22 protein-coding genes are annotated in these 18,552 nt (G+C 34.8%); 4 read left to right on the forward strand and 18 right to left on the reverse strand.

All coding sequences use genetic code 11. From position 1 onward, the window contains the following. The 3 genes from BUC25_RS05475 to BUC25_RS05485 all read right to left on the reverse strand — a co-directional run. A partial coding sequence (locus tag BUC25_RS05475; protein ID WP_139251766.1) for a helix-turn-helix domain-containing protein occupies window positions 1-226 on the reverse strand: 226 nt, incomplete at its 3' end. A 176-nt stretch (window positions 227-402) separates the two neighbouring features. Continuing rightward, the gene (gene rpmF, locus BUC25_RS05480; RefSeq protein WP_018932780.1) at window positions 403-576 is read right to left on the reverse strand and encodes a 50S ribosomal protein L32; all 174 of its coding nucleotides are present in this window, start codon (window positions 574-576) and stop codon (window positions 403-405) included. Between the two features lie 32 nt (window positions 577-608). Continuing rightward, the gene (locus BUC25_RS05485) at window positions 609-1,136 is read right to left on the reverse strand and encodes a YceD family protein (protein WP_073200541.1); all 528 of its coding nucleotides are present in this window, start codon (window positions 1,134-1,136) and stop codon (window positions 609-611) included. 172 nt (window positions 1,137-1,308) lie between these two features. Between BUC25_RS05485 and BUC25_RS05490 the strand changes: the two genes are divergently transcribed. Continuing rightward, window positions 1,309-2,520, forward strand: coding sequence for a nucleotidyltransferase (locus BUC25_RS05490; protein ID WP_073200543.1), 1,212 nt, complete (start codon window positions 1,309-1,311; stop codon window positions 2,518-2,520). Between the two features lie 634 nt (window positions 2,521-3,154). Here BUC25_RS05490 and BUC25_RS05495 read toward each other — a convergent pair. After that, a complete protein-coding gene (locus BUC25_RS05495) occupies window positions 3,155-4,174 on the reverse strand; it encodes a SepM family pheromone-processing serine protease (protein ID WP_073200545.1) in 1,020 nt (339 codons plus the stop codon). A 159-nt stretch (window positions 4,175-4,333) separates the two neighbouring features. Between BUC25_RS05495 and ylbJ the strand changes: the two genes are divergently transcribed. Beyond that, entirely contained in the window at window positions 4,334-5,530 is a 1,197-nt protein-coding gene (ylbJ, locus tag BUC25_RS05500) for a sporulation integral membrane protein YlbJ (protein ID WP_483188984.1), read from the forward strand. Here ylbJ and coaD read toward each other — a convergent pair whose 3' ends face one another. The 7 genes from coaD to BUC25_RS05535 form a co-directional block, all read right to left on the reverse strand. After that, on the reverse strand, window positions 5,531-6,010 hold the full coding sequence (gene coaD / locus BUC25_RS05505; protein WP_073200549.1) for a pantetheine-phosphate adenylyltransferase: 480 nt from the start codon (window positions 6,008-6,010) through the stop codon (window positions 5,531-5,533). It abuts the gene before it with no gap. Continuing rightward, complete coding sequence (rsmD, locus tag BUC25_RS05510; protein WP_073200551.1) at window positions 6,003-6,572, reverse strand: 16S rRNA (guanine(966)-N(2))-methyltransferase RsmD; 570 nt, start codon at window positions 6,570-6,572, stop codon at window positions 6,003-6,005. The genes coaD and rsmD overlap by 8 nt, the downstream gene beginning before the upstream one ends. Before the next feature lie 262 nt (window positions 6,573-6,834). Next, the gene (locus BUC25_RS05515) at window positions 6,835-7,113 is read right to left on the reverse strand and encodes a YlbG family protein (RefSeq protein WP_073200553.1); all 279 of its coding nucleotides are present in this window, start codon (window positions 7,111-7,113) and stop codon (window positions 6,835-6,837) included. A 31-nt stretch (window positions 7,114-7,144) separates the two neighbouring features. Next, window positions 7,145-7,588: a YlbF/YmcA family competence regulator gene (locus BUC25_RS05520; protein ID WP_073200555.1), complete on the reverse strand. Its 444-nt coding sequence runs from the start codon at window positions 7,586-7,588 to the stop codon at window positions 7,145-7,147. Window positions 7,589-7,792: 204 nt separating this feature from the next. Continuing rightward, window positions 7,793-8,026 (reverse strand): YlbE-like family protein, encoded by a 234-nt coding sequence (locus BUC25_RS05525; protein ID WP_073200557.1) that lies wholly within the window; start codon window positions 8,024-8,026, stop codon window positions 7,793-7,795. 11 nt (window positions 8,027-8,037) lie between these two features. Further along, window positions 8,038-8,427, reverse strand: coding sequence for a spore coat protein YlbD (gene ylbD / locus BUC25_RS05530; RefSeq protein WP_073200560.1), 390 nt, complete (start codon window positions 8,425-8,427; stop codon window positions 8,038-8,040). Between the two features lie 72 nt (window positions 8,428-8,499). Continuing rightward, the gene (locus BUC25_RS05535; protein ID WP_073200561.1) at window positions 8,500-9,537 is read right to left on the reverse strand and encodes a CAP domain-containing protein; all 1,038 of its coding nucleotides are present in this window, start codon (window positions 9,535-9,537) and stop codon (window positions 8,500-8,502) included. A 165-nt stretch (window positions 9,538-9,702) separates the two neighbouring features. Here BUC25_RS05535 and BUC25_RS05540 point away from each other — a divergent pair, with 165 nt between their 5' ends. Together BUC25_RS05540 and ytvI are read left to right on the forward strand one after the other, a co-directional pair. Continuing rightward, the gene (locus BUC25_RS05540; protein WP_073200564.1) at window positions 9,703-10,071 is read left to right on the forward strand and encodes a YugN family protein; all 369 of its coding nucleotides are present in this window, start codon (window positions 9,703-9,705) and stop codon (window positions 10,069-10,071) included. Window positions 10,072-10,165: 94 nt separating this feature from the next. Continuing rightward, window positions 10,166-11,221: a sporulation integral membrane protein YtvI gene (gene ytvI / locus BUC25_RS05545; protein ID WP_073200565.1), complete on the forward strand. Its 1,056-nt coding sequence runs from the start codon at window positions 10,166-10,168 to the stop codon at window positions 11,219-11,221. A 64-nt stretch (window positions 11,222-11,285) separates the two neighbouring features. On the opposite strand, the gene BUC25_RS05550 is transcribed toward ytvI, so the two are convergent. The 7 genes from BUC25_RS05550 to cyoE form a co-directional block, all read right to left on the reverse strand. Further along, window positions 11,286-11,741, reverse strand: a complete 456-nt coding sequence (locus tag BUC25_RS05550) for a DUF420 domain-containing protein (protein WP_073200567.1) — start codon at window positions 11,739-11,741, stop codon at window positions 11,286-11,288. Window positions 11,742-11,761: 20 nt separating this feature from the next. Beyond that, window positions 11,762-12,652 (reverse strand): cytochrome c oxidase assembly factor CtaG, encoded by an 891-nt coding sequence (ctaG, locus tag BUC25_RS05555; protein WP_073200569.1) that lies wholly within the window; start codon window positions 12,650-12,652, stop codon window positions 11,762-11,764. A gap of 765 nt (window positions 12,653-13,417) precedes the next feature. Further along, complete coding sequence (gene ctaF / locus BUC25_RS05560; protein ID WP_073200571.1) at window positions 13,418-13,741, reverse strand: cytochrome c oxidase subunit IVB; 324 nt, start codon at window positions 13,739-13,741, stop codon at window positions 13,418-13,420. Beyond that, entirely contained in the window at window positions 13,742-14,362 is a 621-nt protein-coding gene (locus BUC25_RS05565) for a cytochrome (ubi)quinol oxidase subunit III (RefSeq protein ID WP_073200572.1), read from the reverse strand. Continuing rightward, window positions 14,362-16,221: a cytochrome c oxidase subunit I gene (ctaD, locus tag BUC25_RS05570; protein WP_073200574.1), complete on the reverse strand. Its 1,860-nt coding sequence runs from the start codon at window positions 16,219-16,221 to the stop codon at window positions 14,362-14,364. Before ctaD ends, BUC25_RS05565 begins: the two co-directional genes overlap by 1 nt. 17 nt (window positions 16,222-16,238) lie before the next feature. Beyond that, entirely contained in the window at window positions 16,239-17,336 is a 1,098-nt protein-coding gene (coxB, locus tag BUC25_RS05575) for a cytochrome c oxidase subunit II (RefSeq protein ID WP_073200576.1), read from the reverse strand. A gap of 93 nt (window positions 17,337-17,429) precedes the next feature. Continuing rightward, the gene (gene cyoE, locus BUC25_RS05580) at window positions 17,430-18,356 is read right to left on the reverse strand and encodes a heme o synthase (protein ID WP_073201310.1); all 927 of its coding nucleotides are present in this window, start codon (window positions 18,354-18,356) and stop codon (window positions 17,430-17,432) included. Between the last annotated feature and the right edge of the window lie 196 nt (window positions 18,357-18,552).

Consider the following 18,552-nt stretch of genomic DNA (forward strand, 5'->3'; position numbering starts at 1 on the left):
CTGTGGACCATTTTCCGACACGGCCGCAATTTAACCGACGTTCGTTATATTTCTCTTGAGCATATTCAGATTTATAGGATGCTTTTTGTGAATTACGCTTTAACTCTCTTGAAATGGTAGACGGCGAACGCTGAAGTTTTTCAGCGATGGTACGAATAGGTTTACCTTGTTCATATAGCGTTTCTATACGTGCTCGTTCAAATGTGGTAAGATGACTGTAGCTCATAACAGACCTCCGTGTATGTGTTTGTGTGGTTACTTACATTTTACACGAAGTCGTTATGGGCTGTTTTATTTTAGCCACATTTTTAGGTGTTGCACTTAATATTACAATTCGTCTTATAAAAAAAGTAGTGTAAAGGAGAATATCCTCTACACTACTTTTGGTAGTATCATATCAAATTATTGTTCAACTACTTGCTTTCCATCATATTGTCCACAAGATTTACATACGTGGTGTGGTTTTGTTAACTCACCACAATTAGAACATTCTACCATTCCTGGTACATGTAATTTTTTATGAGTACGACGTTGGTTTTTGACTTTTTTAGACGTTCTACGCTTAGGTACTGCCATACATTACACCTCCTTTAAAGAGAAGTAAAGATTTATCCTTTACTATCTTCCTCATTACTGTTGTCATCTAATAAAGACTTTAGCTTTTCGAGTCGTGGATCAACCTTTTCTGTAACTTCTTCTTCTGTTACAAGAGTCCATCCCTTTCCCTCTTTGACTGTATTTGCTTCTAATTTATCTTTTTCCGCAAACACTCGTAAAGGTATTTCTAATAATACATTTTCCTTGATATAAGGTGTTAAGTCAAGCACCTCACTATCAACTAAATGTACTTCAGCTTCCTCGCGATAAATAGAAGTGGTAAACGATTCGGCCGTATCAATGGAAAACTCAAACGGCACATCTACCAACGTCCTTGCACAAGGTAGAATCATCGTTCCTTGAATTTGAATATCACAGGTAATATCGTCACCATCTATTCTAGCTGTTCCTCTCACTAGAACAGGTTCAATACTTCGGATATCATTATCCATATTTGCTATATCTGAGATATCAATTTTTTCTTGAAAAGAAACGGGTTCTCCCTGTGATTGTTTAAGTTTTTGGATATATAATTTCATATAATTCACCTCAAGGCAACAAGAAATATTTTAAAAGGAAATTGCTTATTTGTCAATATATTTTCTTTACACTTTAAACTTTTGTTTATGAATATGCTATACTACATACTACAATATGCTTATCATAAACAGGTCACCAGAAATAATTCATTTTTTTCTATAGGAGGTACCCATGAAAGCTTGCGGACTAATTGTCGAGTACAACCCCTATCATAACGGACATCACTATCACTTTCAACAGGCAAAACAAATAACAGATTCTGATTGCGTGATCGCAGTAATGAGTGGTAATTTTTTACAAAGAGGCGAACCTGCAATCATCGATAAATTCAGTCGTGCTAAAATAGCGGTCGAACAAGGGATAGATCTAATCGTAGAGTTACCTTATTATTATGCGGTGCAGCATAGTGAGTTATTTGCTAAGGGCGCTATTAATATTTTAGACAGTCTTCAGGTTGATTCTATTTGTTTTGGCAGTGAACATGGAGATATACAGGACTTCACTCAAATGTATCAACTCATTAACACAAACCAAGAAGAGTATGATACCTATTTAAAAGATGCTTTAAAGAGTGGACATTCTTATCCGAAAGCAAATGAGTTAGCTTTTATAAAAATAGGTGGCAATACGCTATCCATTGATTTTACAAAACCTAACAACATTTTAGGTTTTCAATACATTAAAAACATTTATGATCTACATTCAAAAATAGAACCCTATACTATAAAGAGAATAAAAAATGACTATCATGACAAAGAAATTAATGATTCTATCGCGAGTGCAACAAGTATTAGAAAGCATCTATTGCATAAAAAGGAAGAAGATATAAAAAAAGCAGTGCCAAATAACACAAGAGAAATCATTGAAAATTATCAAGAAAAGTACGGTTCATGGCATGAATGGGGCATATATTTCCCTATACTGAAATACCGGATTTTAACGATGTCGAATGAGGAATTAAAGGCCGTTCATGGTATGAAAGAAGGCTTAGAGAATCGAATCATAGAAAAAGCAAGAGAAGCTAGTGACTTTGAAGAATTAATGGATTTAATCAAAACGAAAAGGTATACTTGGACAAGTTTGCAACGTATATTTGCCAATATTTTAACAAATACTAAGAAAATTACGATTGAAGAATTAGTAAATAAAGAAGAGTTACCAGGCATACGTGTATTGGCGATGTCCTCAACAGGTCAACAATGGCTGAACCAAAACAAAAAACAAATAAAAACGTGTATATATACAAGCAATAAAAAACCGTATCCGCTACAGGCATTGGATGATCGGATTGATCATGCATATTATAGTATCTTAGCGCCCACTATCCAACAAAAACTAATAAACCAATCCTACCAAAAACCAATATTTAAGACGCCCGAATAAGGCGTCTTTTAAAAGCACGAAAACTTATCATATAAAAACTAAACTGCGAAGTACCTGGAGTGGTAATTTTGAATGAAGGAATCTGTGTAACAACCGCTCCGGCTTGCCCACTTCGCTTTCCGGGGGGCATGCTCTTCAGCTAACTTTGAAAAGAAAAACACTTTTCAAAGTGGATCTTCAGATCATGCTAATCCCCCAGGAGTCGAAGTGGACGCCTGCGCTAGGTCAAATTCTACATTGAATGCGAGAATTGAAATTTCGACTATTTAACTCATTATTAAAATTAAATTCATATAGATAGCTCAGAATGATAACTGTCGCAACCGTTGCAGAATATATTTATAGCGTAGGCCGCCCACTTTCACTCCTGTGGGAATGTTTTCCCTGAAGATCCACTTTTTCAAGCGATCTGTGCTTGGAATAGTTAGCTGAAGGGAAAACCCCACTGCATAGAAAACACTACGAAAGCTTGCTTGAGTAGATGTTGCACTTGTGCCCGTGGTAAAAGGGAAGTGGGCAGCCGGAGCGGATGTCTAGTAAATAAAACATTTCAAAATTACTACTTTGGCTAATAAATTTACAACAGTTTACTTCGCAGTTTTTGTCTACTTAATTGAATGTTTAGTGTCTGAATTTATAGATTTTCCAGGTATTTGACTGCTTCGTCGAAATGATCGACAGGGACTATTTTCATGTCGGTTCCTATGTCATTCGCCACTTTTTTGGCTATTTCATAGTTAGATCCAGCTCTTCCATTTTCGTTCGGTGCAAAAAAGATATCACAACCAGCTCGATCTGCGGCCACTACTTTCTTATCCACCCCACCAATTCGTCCCACATTACCTTGATAATCCACTTCACCTGTACCTGCTACTTGATGACCTTTTGTCATATCTCGTTCTGTTAATTGATCATATATTTCTAACGAGAACATCAATCCGGCACTTGGACCACCGATGTCCCCACTTGAAAATTGTAATTCAGGTGAGACACTCACGGACCGATTCGTTACTAAACTAATACCAATTCCTGGTTGACCATCCAATTGTTCCAAAGCTTGTAAAGTGATTTCTTTCTCAATAGTCTGGTCTTCTCGCCGAATGGTCAATTCGATCTTATCTCCAGCTTGTTTCCCTGTCACATAGTCAATTAAATCTTTTGCTTCATTTATCTTTTGTTGATCTATTTTTATTATTTCATCTTCAGGTTGAAGTACTCCCTCTGCAGGCATATCCTCTACTACAGAAACAACATATACACCCTCGTATTCAATCTCTATTTCTTGATTCGCTGCTTCATAGGCAACAACTTTAGAGGACTCTTGAGAGTCTTCCATCATCATTAATTGCAATTCTCGGTATTCTTGATCTGTCATATCATCTGGTAATACATTTTCGACAGGTAATATATCATAATAGTCTCTCATTAACGCCATTAGATATTGAAAAGGAGTCGCCCTTCCGCCTTGAATTGTAACAAGATGCATATCTCCCTCACTCTCAAATCCTCCTTCAACCGCTACCACTGGATTCAACGGATCGGCATGACCAGGTTTATGGATATAATATGGTAATTGATAGCTAAAAAACAAAAAGATGCATACCAAAGCAATCATAAACATTATAATACGTGCTTTGCTTTTAAGTTGAAACATAAATACCCTTCTTTCTCTACATCACGATTTCCATAAAAACGTTATGAATTGTAATATTTCCTGTACAAGCTTGCGTATATATTAAATAGCAACTATTTTAAAACATACTATATTTTACTACTCATTCAAACAAAGGTACAGAAAAGTGCTACCAAAGGAGTGCAAAAGTTGAATCAAAAGTTATATTCTATTATCTATGCATCCATTTCCGTATTTATTGCGGTGATGGTAATATATTTCCCCCAGGAAGTACTAAAAGCTAGCCAAAGAGGATTGGAAGTTTGGGCAAATGTAGTATTCCCCTCCTTGCTCCCATTTTTCATCGTTGCAGAATTACTAATTGCTTTTGGAGTAGTACATTTTATCGGTGTCCTCTGTGAACCTATTATGAGGCCATTATTCAATGTTCCAGGAGTAGGGGGCTTTGTTTGGACAATGGGAATGGCAAGTGGTTATCCTTCTGGCGCAAAATTTACAGCACGATTAAGACAAGAAGGACAGTTAACTAAAACAGAGGCAGAACGACTTGTTACTTTTACTAATGCATCAAATCCATTATTTATTATCGGTGCCGTTTCTATCGGCTTTTTTTATGATCATCAACTAGGAATTTTATTAGCAATCACTCATTACCTGAGTAACTTTTGCGTCGGAGTATGCATGCGTTTTTATAAATATCATGAAAAAAAGAGCTATAGATTTCAAAATTTCTCCATTTCAAAAGCATTTCAACAACTACATCTTGCAAGGATCAAGGAAAAAAGAGCTCTTGGGAAGATTCTGGGTGATTCTGTTACAAACTCCATTCAAACACTATTAGTTATCGGTGGATTTATTATTTTATTTTCTGTTCTCACTGAGATAATGCGTGAAATACATTTGGCACATTTTTTTGCAGGTGGAATAGCTATTTTATTACAACTATTTCATTTACCGATAGAAATGGCACTTCCTTTATTCACAGGATTCTTTGAAATTACAATTGGTGCTAACGAAGTTTCACAGACGGAAAGTTCCATTCTTATAAAAGCAGTTTTTGTCTCGATTATATTAGCTTTTAATGGTTTTTCTGTACAGGCTCAGGTGGCTAGCATTTTAGCTGAAACAGATATCCGTTTTGCTCCCTATTTTTTAGCACGCATACTTCATGCTGTTTTTGCATGCTTTATTGTCATACTTTTATATGTACCGGTATACAAAAACCAGATCCATTCTACCATGGTTTCTTTTATGAAATGGGAGCAACCACCTCTAGAAAACATACAATTTTTATATCGAATAGTTGAACAATTCGGCTTTTTCTTCACTCTAATGGCATTATCTTTTTATCTCATCTTATTAATTAAGCAAAAATAGTCAACGAAACTTATTGATTAATGCATCTTCGACAACCTGTGGGACAAGATCTGAGACATTCGCTTGATATTTTGCTATTTCTTTAACCATACTTGAACTTAAAAAAGAATACTGATTGTTCGTCATCATAAAAAACGTTTCTATCTCTTCATTTAGTTTTCTGTTCATTGAGGTTATTTGCAGCTCATACTCAAAATCGGTTACAGCGCGAAGTCCTCTTAATACTGCTTGCGCATTCTTACTTTGGGCATAATCCATTAGTAACCCGCTGCATGAATCCACAGAAACATTATCCATATCTTTGGTCGCTTCTTCTAATAAATGCACTCTTTCTTCTACAGTAAAAAGTGGTTGTTTGGATTGATTATTAAAAACGGCAACAATGACTTCATCAAATATTTTTGAGCCTCGTCGAATAATATCTAAATGACCATTCGTCACAGGATCAAAACTGCCTGGACATATTGCTAATCTAGTCAATCTCGTTCACATCCTTTTGGAAAATGGTGATAGCTGTTGTATTGCTATATTCTTCATATTTAATCAAACTGTAATTATCAAATTTATCCTCTAGCTTTGTACTGGGATCGTGTTCACACACAATCCTTCCATTATCTTTTACGATATCCATTGATATAATACGGTCTATTAGCTTATCGTAAGAAACTTTATGATACGGCGGGTCTAAAAAAATCAAATTGAATTGAATATCTCTTTTTTTAATTGCTTTCAATGCTCTAAAGGCGTCATTACGATAAATTTCTACATTTTTTTCCAAACGCAAATGGTTAATATTTTGATGAATAGTAGCTATTGCTTTCGGATGATTATCAATAAGTATGGCTTGTTCCATCCCCCTGCTGAGTGCTTCAATAGCTAATGCCCCACTACCTGCAAATAAATCAAGGCAGTGTCCTCCATTAAAAAAAGGACCGATCATTTGAAATAAAGACTCCTTTATTTTATCACCTGTCGGTCGTGTTATTTTATTAGGAACTGGTTGTATTCTGTTTCCTTTAAATTCACCAGCAATTACTCTCAAAGCCTTTCCCTCTCTTCATTTTTTCTAAATCTCCCTTACTATAGCACGAAAGTAGTAAAATTCTCAAATTCATTGGTATAAAACGATCTGTCTTTGTACAAACTTTAAATACAGCAACGTTTATGGTTGCTTAAATTCGGAGAAGACTTACATTTCCCCATAAGTTCTTCCTCCGGTTTCTCCTCTCCCTTTATCTTTTTATTTTCTTTTTTTATGAAGAAAATAAAAAGAACCTGCAGTTAAAGGATAACTGCAGGTTTTTTTATATTCCCATTTTATAATCATATTCTTTTTCTTCTTTATCAAACACTTTTTGCTCATAATCGGTTTTAATAAAAGGTTTGTAAGATGGTTCAATTTTTGTAACGAAAGGTAATTTTATAAGCTTTTGATATGTATCATCCATTTGATCTTGATTGACATATATCATCGCATATTTTAATTTTTTAGATACATGAACCATGTGTCCAAATTTTTTTATGTGTTTGACATGTTTCATTTGATGAAACCAAACTACTAAACCTTGGCGTTTAACGATCATATAGATACCTCACTTCAAAATGGATTATACTTTAAGAGGCCTTGCAGCCACAACCGCTGCTTCCAGAACCACAGCCACAGCCGCCATCTGTTAGCGCAGCACCATCCATTGGAACTTTCACTTTATCACTCACACTAAAAGCAACAAGTTGGCTTACTTCATCAAGTAGTTTTTGCAAGTCTGTTTCAGCCATTTTATAAGCTGCAATGGTTTCATGCATATCCATTTCCCGTTTAGCTACACGAATTTCTTTCATAATTTTACTATAATCAGGATGATATCTGCCGAAGCGCTCCACCTCATCATAAGACTCCTTGACTTTAGTGAAGTGACTAATTAAGTCCTGTGCCTCTTGATCTTGATCCATCGTTTCTTTTGCTTTATTAAAATTCTGCATTATATCTGATTCGATAACCATTTGACCTAATGCTTCAGATTCATCTAAAATATCAACAATTTCCATTGTTGCTAACATGAATGACACACCTCCATATTTTTATCATAATGTAATCGTCCATAATACTCCAACAACATGGTGCTAAACGCTAAGTTGAAGATAAATATAGACGCTTACTTTCTGATAAATTTCGCCCACAATCAGTAAGAATTGAAAACATCTAGTGATTGAAGTCTTACTTTATCATACCAATAATTGAAGAGAAATAAAAGAGGCAGACTCTTAATCATTCCATGAGCCTGCCATTTCCATTAATAACCGTATCATTTGTATGTTTTGCTGTGTTTTTTCCAACCGTTGAGGTAATGTTTTTCCGTAATATTGCTTTGATGCTAACTCTAGTTCGCTTAATCTGTTAGGCTCTCTTGTTAGATAACGATACCATTGTGGATTTCTTCTGATAAAACGCCATATGTCTTCGCGCTGCTGTATCAATCGATAAGTGTCCGGTTCCATTCAAACCCCCCCTAATCTTTTGGACGATTGAACATCTGATCAGACGGAGAGGAAGATATTTGATTACTTCTAAATTGCTTAAATTGGTCAATTAAGGTTAATATATTGCCGATAGCTCCGTTCAAATCATTAATATGATTCTCAACTTGATTGACATCTAAGTGTTCTATGTGTTTCCATAACTTTTGATAAAGCTGACTGGAACTTGTGCTTTCTTCAGCCTTTACTTCACCATTTTTTTTATATTTTTCCCATGTAGGATCGTCTTCACCTAATAACACATATTTCTCATACGTTTCTTGCAGGTTTAATTCGCCCTCTCGCACTTTTTTTATCAATAAGGGGTGTTCATGAATAAACGTTTTAAATTGTTGAACAGAAGTATGAGATGAATTTTTCATTGTGCGTGCTCCTTCCCTCATGATCTTCCTATCTTAATATATGCGAATTACCTACATTTGTGTACTTACTTACTATTTTCCGAGAAAATTTTGTGTATAATACGATTGATAAACTCCTACACCTAAATGAGTATAATCTTCTTTTAATAAAGCCTCACGGTGTCCTTCACTGTTAAGCCAACCATGGATCACCGCTGGGCCATCGATATAATGAGCAGCGATGTTTTCACCCGCTACTAAATAATAGGCATTTGCAGCTAGCAAACGTTCCTTTAGACCATCTCCATTTTGACTATAATGTGAAAAGTAATTTTCTTTCACCATATCTTTACTGTGGTTCTTAGCTGCTTGAGCTGCCTGATCATCCCAAGTTAGCGTCTCTAGCTCATAAACCTTTCGAACTTCATTCGTTATTTCAAAAATCTGCTTCTCTATACTCAGTTCTATTTCTTCCATCTTACTTTCCGAAGGAGCATCAACTTCTTTTAACTTGCCCCAGTAAAATAGTTCATATGGTTTAAGTATTTCTAAAACTTCCTTATTTAACATTCGTATACCTACTAGTTTGTTTGAGAATTGATCCAGGTATAATTGAGCAAATACTTCTTCTGATAATGGAACTATCGGCCGTTGTTTAAGGTCTTGTTCCGATAATTTGAATTTAAGATGATCAACTTCTATTTCTTTAGTAAACGTATACGTGGTTTCTAAAGTTTCTACATCTTGTCCTATTTTTAAAGGTCTGAAATCCAGTGTAGACGAATTGGAATATATACTGATGACTTTATTATTTTTAACAGCGACCTGGATGTAATAATTTTCATTTTTATAAATCCACCAGTCATAGTTATACATAGATGGGTCTTTTCGCAGTGGGTCTCCAAACTCAGATTGGAATGTTTCTATATCCTGGTTAATATATTTCCAGATCGCATCCTGCTGTTCAATAAGTGTATGGTCTTTAGCAAATTGTTCTTTAATTTCTGTTGTCTGTACTAGTTTATTATGATAAATAGCTTCTTTCGGTTCTTCGTCTTGATCAAAATAAAATACACTAAAAGTGATTCCCACAAACAGAAAAAATATTACTGCTATAATTTTAAACTTCATCACACACCACCTAAATTGCTTGGAATTTATAATACTATTTTTATAACTATATGCATGTTCTTTTTATTGATGAAAGTTTTTATCAAGGAATATCCTTTTTAAATTGCATCTTTTCGCATTTCATACTATTATAGTTTTAGTGATAATTTTAGATGGGGTGAAAGTATGAAAATTACAGACACAGGAATTGAAGACAATTTAATCGATTTGAAGCCCTTAGACCATGCAATGGAAAAAGCTAACTTTGTACGTGCAGGGCAATGGGACTATGAAAGGGTTACATATGATTATAAAATCGGTTCACCAGAGAAAAACATTACGTATTACATAAGAGTGCAAGGATATGCGGTTGAAGGTGACGTAGATAAAGGTGATGCTGTCATCAAATTATTAACTCCTTTACTTGGGAAGCATTATTATCCTACGGGAATCGAATACGGCGAAAAGGAAGAGTTTCCACCTACAACAGTGGAGCGCGCTTCAACATTATTAAAAAACGCTAAGCAAAACTTCGAACCTTTTGTTAAAAACTAAGTTTCACTTTAAATGAGCGGCTGTATACGTAATACAGTCGTTTTTCATAATACATAAACATCTTCTTTCTGAAAGGAGTTATGATAGTAATTAAATGAAAAATATATCTAAAAAACATATAAAATTATTCTTTATTATACTTTTATTGATAGTAGCGGCTATTCTTATCTTGCCTGTATCTATCCCCTTAATTTTAGCTTTTATTACGGCATTAATTCTTAATCCTGTCGTACGCTGGATTATACAAAAACTTAGATTAAGCCGTAAACTAGCTGTAACAATTGTCTTTGTGATTTTTCTTGTAATTATTAGTACAATTGGTACTTATGCCGTTACTAAGATTATCGGACAAGTTGTAAATTTTGCTGAAAACGCACCTTCATATATGCTTTCAGTAAAAGACCAAGTATTAGAATGGGAAGAAGATTTGGATCATTTTACAGAAGATTTACCTAATGAATTCGTCATTGAAGTAAAAAAACAGATTCAATCAACTACAACATCCTTGAGTGATAACCTAAGAGATATGGTACGCATTGAAAAAATTGCTAATATAGCAAGTGAAATCCCTAATTATTTGGTTAGCTTTATCGTATATTTGATTGCTCTATTTATGTTTATGCTAGAGTTACCTCGATTAAAAGCAAATGCATATAAACATTTAAAAGAGACTACTGCTGAAAAAGTAAAATTCATGAATGATCGTTTGTCCTATGTAATATTTGGTTTCTTTAAAGCACAATTTTTAGTTAGTATTATCATATTTATTGTTTCCTTAATCGGATTATATATTATTGTGCCTGAATATGCGTTAATCATGTCCATTATTATTTGGATCATTGATTTTATACCTATCATTGGTTCTATTGTAATATTAGGACCATGGGCACTCTATATGTTAATCACAGGCGATTTATTTATTGGCAGTCAATTAGCCATACTTGCTGTCATCCTGTTAGCGATCCGAAGAACCGTGGAACCAAAAGTAATGGGTAAACATATAGGACTGTCTCCTTTAGCTACACTGATCGCCATGTATATCGGTTTAAAGCTATTAGGAATATTAGGATTTATTGTTGGACCGCTGATTGTTATCGCATTTAATTCTGCGAAAGAAGCAGGAATCTTTAAAACAAATTTTAAAATTTAGTATTTTCCTTAATTAAAATGCCCACAAGAAGTAGATCTTCTTGGGGGCATCCTTTGTTTGATTATTAAGTTCCGAGAATTGCTTTTAATAAGCTTGTGGTTTCTCCACCTTCATAAAATACATATAATAATAAATAGACAGCTACTCCTGTTATAGCAGTAAAAAACCATAACACACTAGTAACAGGACCAATTTTTTGATGCTTTTTTATATTTCGTTTAAAGGCTAATACCAAGGTTACAACGCCAAAAATAGCTCCTGTAGTTGCTAGCGTAATATGAAAGATTAGAAAAACTGTATAATAGATTTTTAAATCTTCCGGACCACCAAAGCTTGTATTACCGATAAAGATCGTCCTCGATATATAAATAATAAAAAAGCAAAGTGCGCTAATTGCTGCAGCAACCATTGTTTTTTTATGTGCCTTATATTGTTTTTTGACAATTAATCGCCAACCTATGGCAACGAGAATTGCACTTAAAACAATAAAAAAAGTACTTATTGTTGGTAAAATTTCCATTTTCCCAACTCCTTCCGACCTTATATTTGTTCTGTTTGATGATTTTCCGGTAACGGATCAATTTTATCTGTTCCACTTCTAAACCAAGGAAAGAAAATACGTGCCAGAATTGCTCCATAGATAATTTCTTGAGTGATCTTCATAACGATACCACCAAGTTGTTGATCTTCTAGTACCCCTATAGGGGAGAACATTTCAGGTCCACTTAATGACAGTCCACTTAACACATCTCCTGGCACACACAGTGCTAAAGCTTGAATCCATCCACCAGTTGCTCCATAAGTGGTGTAAATGGTATCTGTCGAAAATATAATAAGAGCACATGCAGGGGTGATTAATATCCCGTTGGCGGCAATATAACCTATTTTTAATAAAGGCGACATTGTATCCATTTCTTTTAATGGAGTGAAAATAGGCCACCATACTATAAAAGCAGTGAATAAAATAGTAAGTGAGATACTTGCATGTGCGATGTCATTTGCTTTGGCAAAATCAAAAATTACTGGGATATGATAAAAAGAAAATGTCCCATTGAACAATAATAATGCAATTAATGGTTTTGTTAGTAGTTTCAGTATTTGTTTCAATACTGGAACTTCAAATACTTTTCGCCAAAACCATGTAGGAATTCCTTTAATTATTAAAATTGGAAATAATAAATAGTACAAAGCCATTTGGATCATGTGTGCCGTAAACATTATATGTGATAATAAATCAATAGGAGATCCCTTAATAACATATAATAACAATAAACCGCCATAAAAAAACAGCATCTGTTGCATATCTGCTTTTTTTGAATCCTTTCGTCTTATAAAAAGAGCATAATAAACCAATGCTAATACTACAATGAACACGGCATAGTATGGACTCCATAATGCTCTAAAGCCGAATATTTGTAAATCCTCTAACATATATGATCACTCCAATTAATATCATGACAACTAGTCCTTATTATACCGAAGTTGCACAGGATTAAAAAGCAATATATCAACAATTATTCAACAATTTAATGAACAAAACAAAGCCCACTCAAAAAAACCAACCTTCAACAAAGTAGACAAAAACTGCGAAGTAAACTGTTGTAAATTTATTAACCAAAGTAGTAATTTTGAAATGTTTATTTACTAGACATCCGCTCCGGCTGCCCACTTCCCTTTTACCACAGGCACAAGTGCAACATCTACTCAAGCAAGCTTTCGTAGTGTTTTCTATGCAGTGGGGTTTTCCCTTCAGCTAACTTTTTAAGCATAGACCGCTTGAAAAAGTGGATCTTCAGAAAAAACATTCCCACAGGAGTGAAAGCGGGCGGCCTGCGCTATACATATATTCTGCAACGGTTGCGACAGTTATCATTCTGAGCTATCTATATGAATTTAATTTAAATAATGAGTTAAATAGTCGAAATTTCAATTCTCGCATTCATTGTAGAACTTCACCTTGCGCAAGCGTCCACTTCGACTCCTGGGGGACCAGCGCGATCTGAAGATCCACTTTGTAAAGTGACCTTCTTTACAAAGTTAGCTGAAGACGCGCCCCCTGGAAAGCGAAGTGGGCAAGCCGGAGCGGTTGTTACGCATATAATTACATTCAAAATTACCACTTCAGTTAATTCGCAGTTTAGTTTTATATATCATAAAAAAAGCTTGAGAAGTGTTTAGACTTCTCAAGCTTCATTTTTACCACCAAACTAATGCAGCTAATGCTAGAATGGTTAGAAAGGCTGCAAATGCTCCGCCGTAGAACATCATCGCTGGTAATTCATGTCCTTTATGACTCATATGCATGAAATAGTACAGTTGAAAACCTACTTGTATACCTGCTAATACGAGTAATATTGGAATTACGAATAATTTATCTAAGCCAGATGCTACCATTGCAAAAGCAATAATGGTGAAAATAATCATTAGAGCAAATGTAATTACCTGTTGTTTCATTTCTTCTTTTCTTTTTTGTTTTTCGTATTCAAATTGTACTGGAGATTCAGATACTTTTTCTGGCATTTAAAGCACCCCCATAAGATACACTACAGTAAAGATAAATACCCATACAACATCAATAAAGTGCCAATATAGACTCGCAACATAAAACTTAGGAGCGTTGTATAAATTTAAACCTCTTTTCGCGTTACGAATCATTAGGGAAACGATCCAAAGTAAACCGAATACAACGTGACCACCATGGAATCCGACTAACGTATAGAAAGCAGATCCAAAGGCAGAAGATCTCAACGTAAATTCATACTCATGAATATAATGATAGAACTCATAGATCTCAAATCCAAGGAATCCAAGACCAAGAGCTACCGTTATTCCCAACCAGATTTGCATCTTTTTAAAATCATTATTTTTCATATGATACATTGCATATACACTGGTCAGTGAACTTGTTAATAATAACATCGTCATGATAAATACTAACTCTAGACCAAACAACTCTTCTGAGGATTTACCACCATTTGTAGAATCATTAAGGGCTAGATACGTACCAAATAAACTAGCAAAAAGAACTGCTTCTCCACCTAAGAAAAACCAAAAACCCATAAATTTATTTTTACCTTCTAAGGTGGCTTTCTCAGGGTTTTGAGGCATTTGTCCTGGGTTTAATACATCATGTTCACTCATTATTCCCCTGCCTCCTTTTTCAAGTCTTCTTTATGGATATGGTATCCTAGATCATCTTTAACAGATCTGAGTAACATACACCCTAGAGTAATACCCATACCAACAAATACTAGTGATAACCATGCTATGTCTTGTTTTTGATAAATAAAACCAAATCCAGCGATAAACAAGCCTAGAGACATTACAAATGGTATGAAAGAATTGTTTGGCATATGGATATCTGTCAGTGGCTCTGCAGGTGTCATACCTTTTCTGCCTTCCATTTTTTCAATCCATAAAGGATCTAAACCACGTACTAATGGTAATTGTTTAAAGTTATAAAAAGGTGGTGGTGATGGAATTGCCCATTCTAAAGTACGTCCATCCCACGGATCTCCACTTACTTTTTCATTTTTTACAGATGTCTTAATAATATTAATTAATAAGACGATCGTACCAACTCCCATTAAGAAAGCACCTATTGTACTAATTAAATTACCTAAATCTAAATTCTGACCTTCTAAATAGGTCCAATAACGACGTGGCATCCCCATTAAACCTAAGAAATGTTGGATAAAAAATGTCAAATGGAAACCGACAAAGAATAACCAAAATGTTACTTTTCCTAATTTTTCATCTAAAATTGTTCCGAACATTTTCGGCCACCAATAATGGGTACCTGCAAATAAAGCAAATACTACACCACCAACTATTACATAATGGAAGTGAGCAACAACAAAGTACGTATCATGATATTGGAAGTCAGCAGATGCCGCTGCTACCATTACACCCGTCATACCTCCTAAAGTGAAGGTAGGTATAAATCCAAGTGCCCATAACATTGCTGTGTTAATTTGAATATTACCACCCCAAAGGGTAAATAACCAGTTAAAGATTTTGATACCTGTTGGTACAGCAATCGCCATTGTTGCTACAGCAAAGATTGAATTCGCTGCAGGTCCCATTCCAACTGTAAACATATGGTGAGCCCAAACCATGAACCCTAAAAACCCTATTAATACTGTCGCAAAAACCATTGCCGTATAACCAAATAGACGTTTTTTAGAAAAAGTTGAAATGATTTCACTAAATATACCAAAAGCAGGTAAGGCTAGAATGTACACTTCAGGGTGTCCAAAGATCCAGAATAAATGTTGCCAGATCACTGAATTACCACCCATTGAAGGATCAAAGAAACCTGAACCAAATAAACGGTCAAACATCATCAAAAATAAGCCAACCGTTAATGCCGGAAATGCAAATAAAATAAGTGCACTTGCAACAAAAGCAGTCCATGTAAATAAAGGCATACGCATATAAGTCATACCAGGGGCACGCATATTAACAATCGTTACTAGGAAGTTAATCCCCCCCATTAACGTCCCTGCACCTGAGATCTGAAGACCTAATACATAATAATCTACACCTTGACCAGGTGATGTTGTGGAAAGTGGCGCATAAGCTGTCCAACCAGCATCTGCCGCTCCACCAGTGAACCATCCTACGTTTAGCATGATACCACCAAATAAAAATAACCAGAAACTTAATGAGTTGACAAATGGAAATGCAACATCACGTGCCCCGATTTGCAAGGGCACTACTGCATTCATAAAAGCAAAAATTAACGGCATCGCTGCCAAAAATATCATGGTTGTTCCGTGCATGGTTATTAATTCATTGTAAAAACCCGCACTAACAAAGTCGTTCATCGGTTGCACTAATTGCCATCTAATTGCAAGTGCTTCTAAACCACCTAGGATAAAGAAGAAACCACCCGCAATTAAATACATAATAGCAATTTTTTTGTGGTCTACTGTTGTTAAGTAGTCCCAAATAGTAGAACCGAAGCTTTTTTTATTTGTAGCTACTAATGTACTCACGTTTAGTTAACCTCCCTTTAATTGTTGTTCTCTGTCTCATCTTTTTTAAATTGCTCTACACTATCTACAGGTTCATCTGTTGCTTTTAACTCCATCAAAAAGTCAGCAATTTTTTCTGCATCTTCTTCTTCCATTGAATTATCTTGTAAATATGGAGCGCTAAGCATACCATTACCTGGTTTTATTTCACCTGGATTCATAATCCAGTCTACAATAGCTTCTTTGCTGTAATTTTTGATACCAGCTACCATTGTTCGATTTCCAAAATCAGCTAAATTTGGTCCGACAACAGGGTTACTCGAACTAGCATCTATTGCATGACAGCTAATACAACTATTAGCGAACATTTCTTGTCCTTCTTGTGCTGTAGAAGATTCAGCTGTGTATTCAGGATCCGTGTTTTTCATACCTTCTACCCACTGATCATATTCTTCCTGACTAACCACTACAACTTTGAAATCCATTAAAGAGTGTGAATCACCACAAAACTCTGTACATTTCCCCCAATAAACGCCTTCTTCATATGCTTCAATGTACATCGTATTTTCATTATCAGGGTTTACATCCATTTTCCCTGAAATAGACGGTAACCAGAATGAATGAATCACATCACTTGATAACATGTTCAAATAAACTCTTTCATTTACTGGAATGTAAAGCTCCTGGCTTGTTTGTATTTCTTCATTTGCATATTCAAAATTCCACCAGAATTGCATCCCTTGCACATTAACATTAATACTGTCTTCTTTTTCTGATTCATCTGCTAAATCATATGTACTAGCAATGGTTGGAACCGCGATAATAATTAGAAGTAAAATAGGAATTACTGTCCAAACAACCTCTAACGTTTTGTTCCCCTCTGTTTGTTTCGGAATATGATTTTCTTGTCCTTTTCTTTGACGGAATTTAAAAATTACATACACATAAATCGCCATTACAACAATAAAGACAAAAATCATTACTAAAATTGATATCAAAATGACATTAAATGATTCCTCTGCTCCATATCCTTTTGGTACTAATGCAGTTAGATTGTCTTTACCGCACGCAGAAAGTATGATTACCAAAAAAGAAAATAATGACAGAGTTCGGATTTTTCCCATCCATTCTTTCATTTTTAACCCTCTCTTTCTCTTTTTAACTTAATATATTATTTAGAAAAACCTGAAAAAATTCAAGTTCTACTGACAAAAAACTCACACTAGCTATTATAACAAATTACTCGGAAAAGTAATAATAATCATTGAAAAGAAAATGATTGTTAAATATAACAAGGAATAGACAAACATTTGATTGGCCCATTTATGATCATCTTTTGCATAGAAACCCTTAATTGCTAAAACAAACCATCCGATATTTAAAATGGAAGCTAATACAATAAAAAGCAATCCCAACTGATGTAAGAAAAAAGGAATCGGGATTAAACAAATGATATAGATTAACATTTGTCGCTTCGTAATTTCAAAACCATGAATAACTGGGAGCATTGGTACATTAGCATTTCGATAATCTTCTACTTTTTTCATGGCTATTGCTAAAAAATGTGGTGTTTGCCAAATGAATATCAATAGGAATAACACCCATGCGATTGCGCCTGTATTAGGTTCTACGGCTGACCACCCGATTAATGGTGGTACGGCACCAGATAAACTTCCGATAGCTGTATTGATTGTATATTTGCGTTTAGACCAAATCGTATATAAAACCACATAGCTAAACCATCCTAATAAACCAAAAAGAGCCGTTTGAATAGATGCTAATGATAACACTAAAAGTCCTATTACGGAAAGTGCTATTCCGATCGTAAGCACATGGAAGATATTAATTGTGCCTGTCACAGTAGGTCTTGATTGAGTTCTTTTCATCATTTGATCAATATCACGATCATAATAATTATTAATCACACAACCTCCTGCTATAACAAATGCAGTTCCTATTAAAGTTACAAGCAAAACATGCCAATATTGTGATAAGGAGGAGCCAGTATAGAACAAGGCTAACCAAAAACCGGCAAATGCAGTCATTGTGTTCGAATTAATGATACCAACCTTCAACAATGATTTTAATTCTGACCAACTATACAAATATTCATTAGTGTGTGTTGATATAATCGGTTCATTCGAAGAAAACTCCATTTTATCCATTTTTATTGTTACCTCCTTTCCAATATTTCAATACTTAAAAGTATGTAAAATCAAGTAGATTACAAATAATAATCCCACTATGTAAAACATCAAACAATGATATTGTACCATGTATTACGCTGCTTCGCTATTTAAGTTGTCTAGAGATTTTTAAATATGACATTTTTGTGAACAATCAAATGAATAA

Source organism: Gracilibacillus kekensis (assembly GCF_900143085.1).
GTDB classification, from domain to species: domain Bacteria; phylum Bacillota; class Bacilli; order Bacillales; family Amphibacillaceae; genus Gracilibacillus; species Gracilibacillus kekensis.

What these genes read in the sequence shown, in the direction of transcription:
- ylbD (WP_073200560.1), bottom strand. Translation starts at nt 8,427, where the DNA reads ATGAAAAATTCATCTCATACTTCTGTTCAACAATTTAAAACGTTTATT.
- BUC25_RS05485 (WP_073200541.1), bottom strand. Translation starts at nt 1,136, where the DNA reads ATGAAATTATATATCCAAAAACTTAAACAATCACAGGGAGAACCCGTT.
- rpmF (WP_018932780.1), bottom strand. Translation starts at nt 576, where the DNA reads ATGGCAGTACCTAAGCGTAGAACGTCTAAAAAAGTCAAAAACCAACGT.
- BUC25_RS05520 (WP_073200555.1), bottom strand. Translation starts at nt 7,588, where the DNA reads ATGTTAGCAACAATGGAAATTGTTGATATTTTAGATGAATCTGAAGCA.
- BUC25_RS05515 (WP_073200553.1), bottom strand. Translation starts at nt 7,113, where the DNA reads ATGATCGTTAAACGCCAAGGTTTAGTAGTTTGGTTTCATCAAATGAAA.
- BUC25_RS05525 (WP_073200557.1), bottom strand. Translation starts at nt 8,026, where the DNA reads ATGGAACCGGACACTTATCGATTGATACAGCAGCGCGAAGACATATGG.
- BUC25_RS05565 (WP_073200572.1), bottom strand. Translation starts at nt 14,362, where the DNA reads ATGAGTGAACATGATGTATTAAACCCAGGACAAATGCCTCAAAACCCT.
- BUC25_RS05550 (WP_073200567.1), bottom strand. Translation starts at nt 11,741, where the DNA reads ATGGAAATTTTACCAACAATAAGTACTTTTTTTATTGTTTTAAGTGCA.
- BUC25_RS05540 (WP_073200564.1), top strand. Translation starts at nt 9,703, where the DNA reads ATGAAAATTACAGACACAGGAATTGAAGACAATTTAATCGATTTGAAG.
- ctaG (WP_073200569.1), bottom strand. Translation starts at nt 12,652, where the DNA reads ATGTTAGAGGATTTACAAATATTCGGCTTTAGAGCATTATGGAGTCCA.
- BUC25_RS05535 (WP_073200561.1), bottom strand. Translation starts at nt 9,537, where the DNA reads ATGAAGTTTAAAATTATAGCAGTAATATTTTTTCTGTTTGTGGGAATC.
- ctaF (WP_073200571.1), bottom strand. Translation starts at nt 13,741, where the DNA reads ATGCCAGAAAAAGTATCTGAATCTCCAGTACAATTTGAATACGAAAAA.
- BUC25_RS05495 (WP_073200545.1), bottom strand. Translation starts at nt 4,174, where the DNA reads ATGTTTCAACTTAAAAGCAAAGCACGTATTATAATGTTTATGATTGCT.
- BUC25_RS05490 (WP_073200543.1), top strand. Translation starts at nt 1,309, where the DNA reads ATGAAAGCTTGCGGACTAATTGTCGAGTACAACCCCTATCATAACGGA.
- cyoE (WP_073201310.1), bottom strand. Translation starts at nt 18,356, where the DNA reads ATGGAGTTTTCTTCGAATGAACCGATTATATCAACACACACTAATGAA.
- ytvI (WP_073200565.1), top strand. Translation starts at nt 10,166, where the DNA reads ATGAAAAATATATCTAAAAAACATATAAAATTATTCTTTATTATACTT.
- coxB (WP_073200576.1), bottom strand. Translation starts at nt 17,336, where the DNA reads ATGAAAGAATGGATGGGAAAAATCCGAACTCTGTCATTATTTTCTTTT.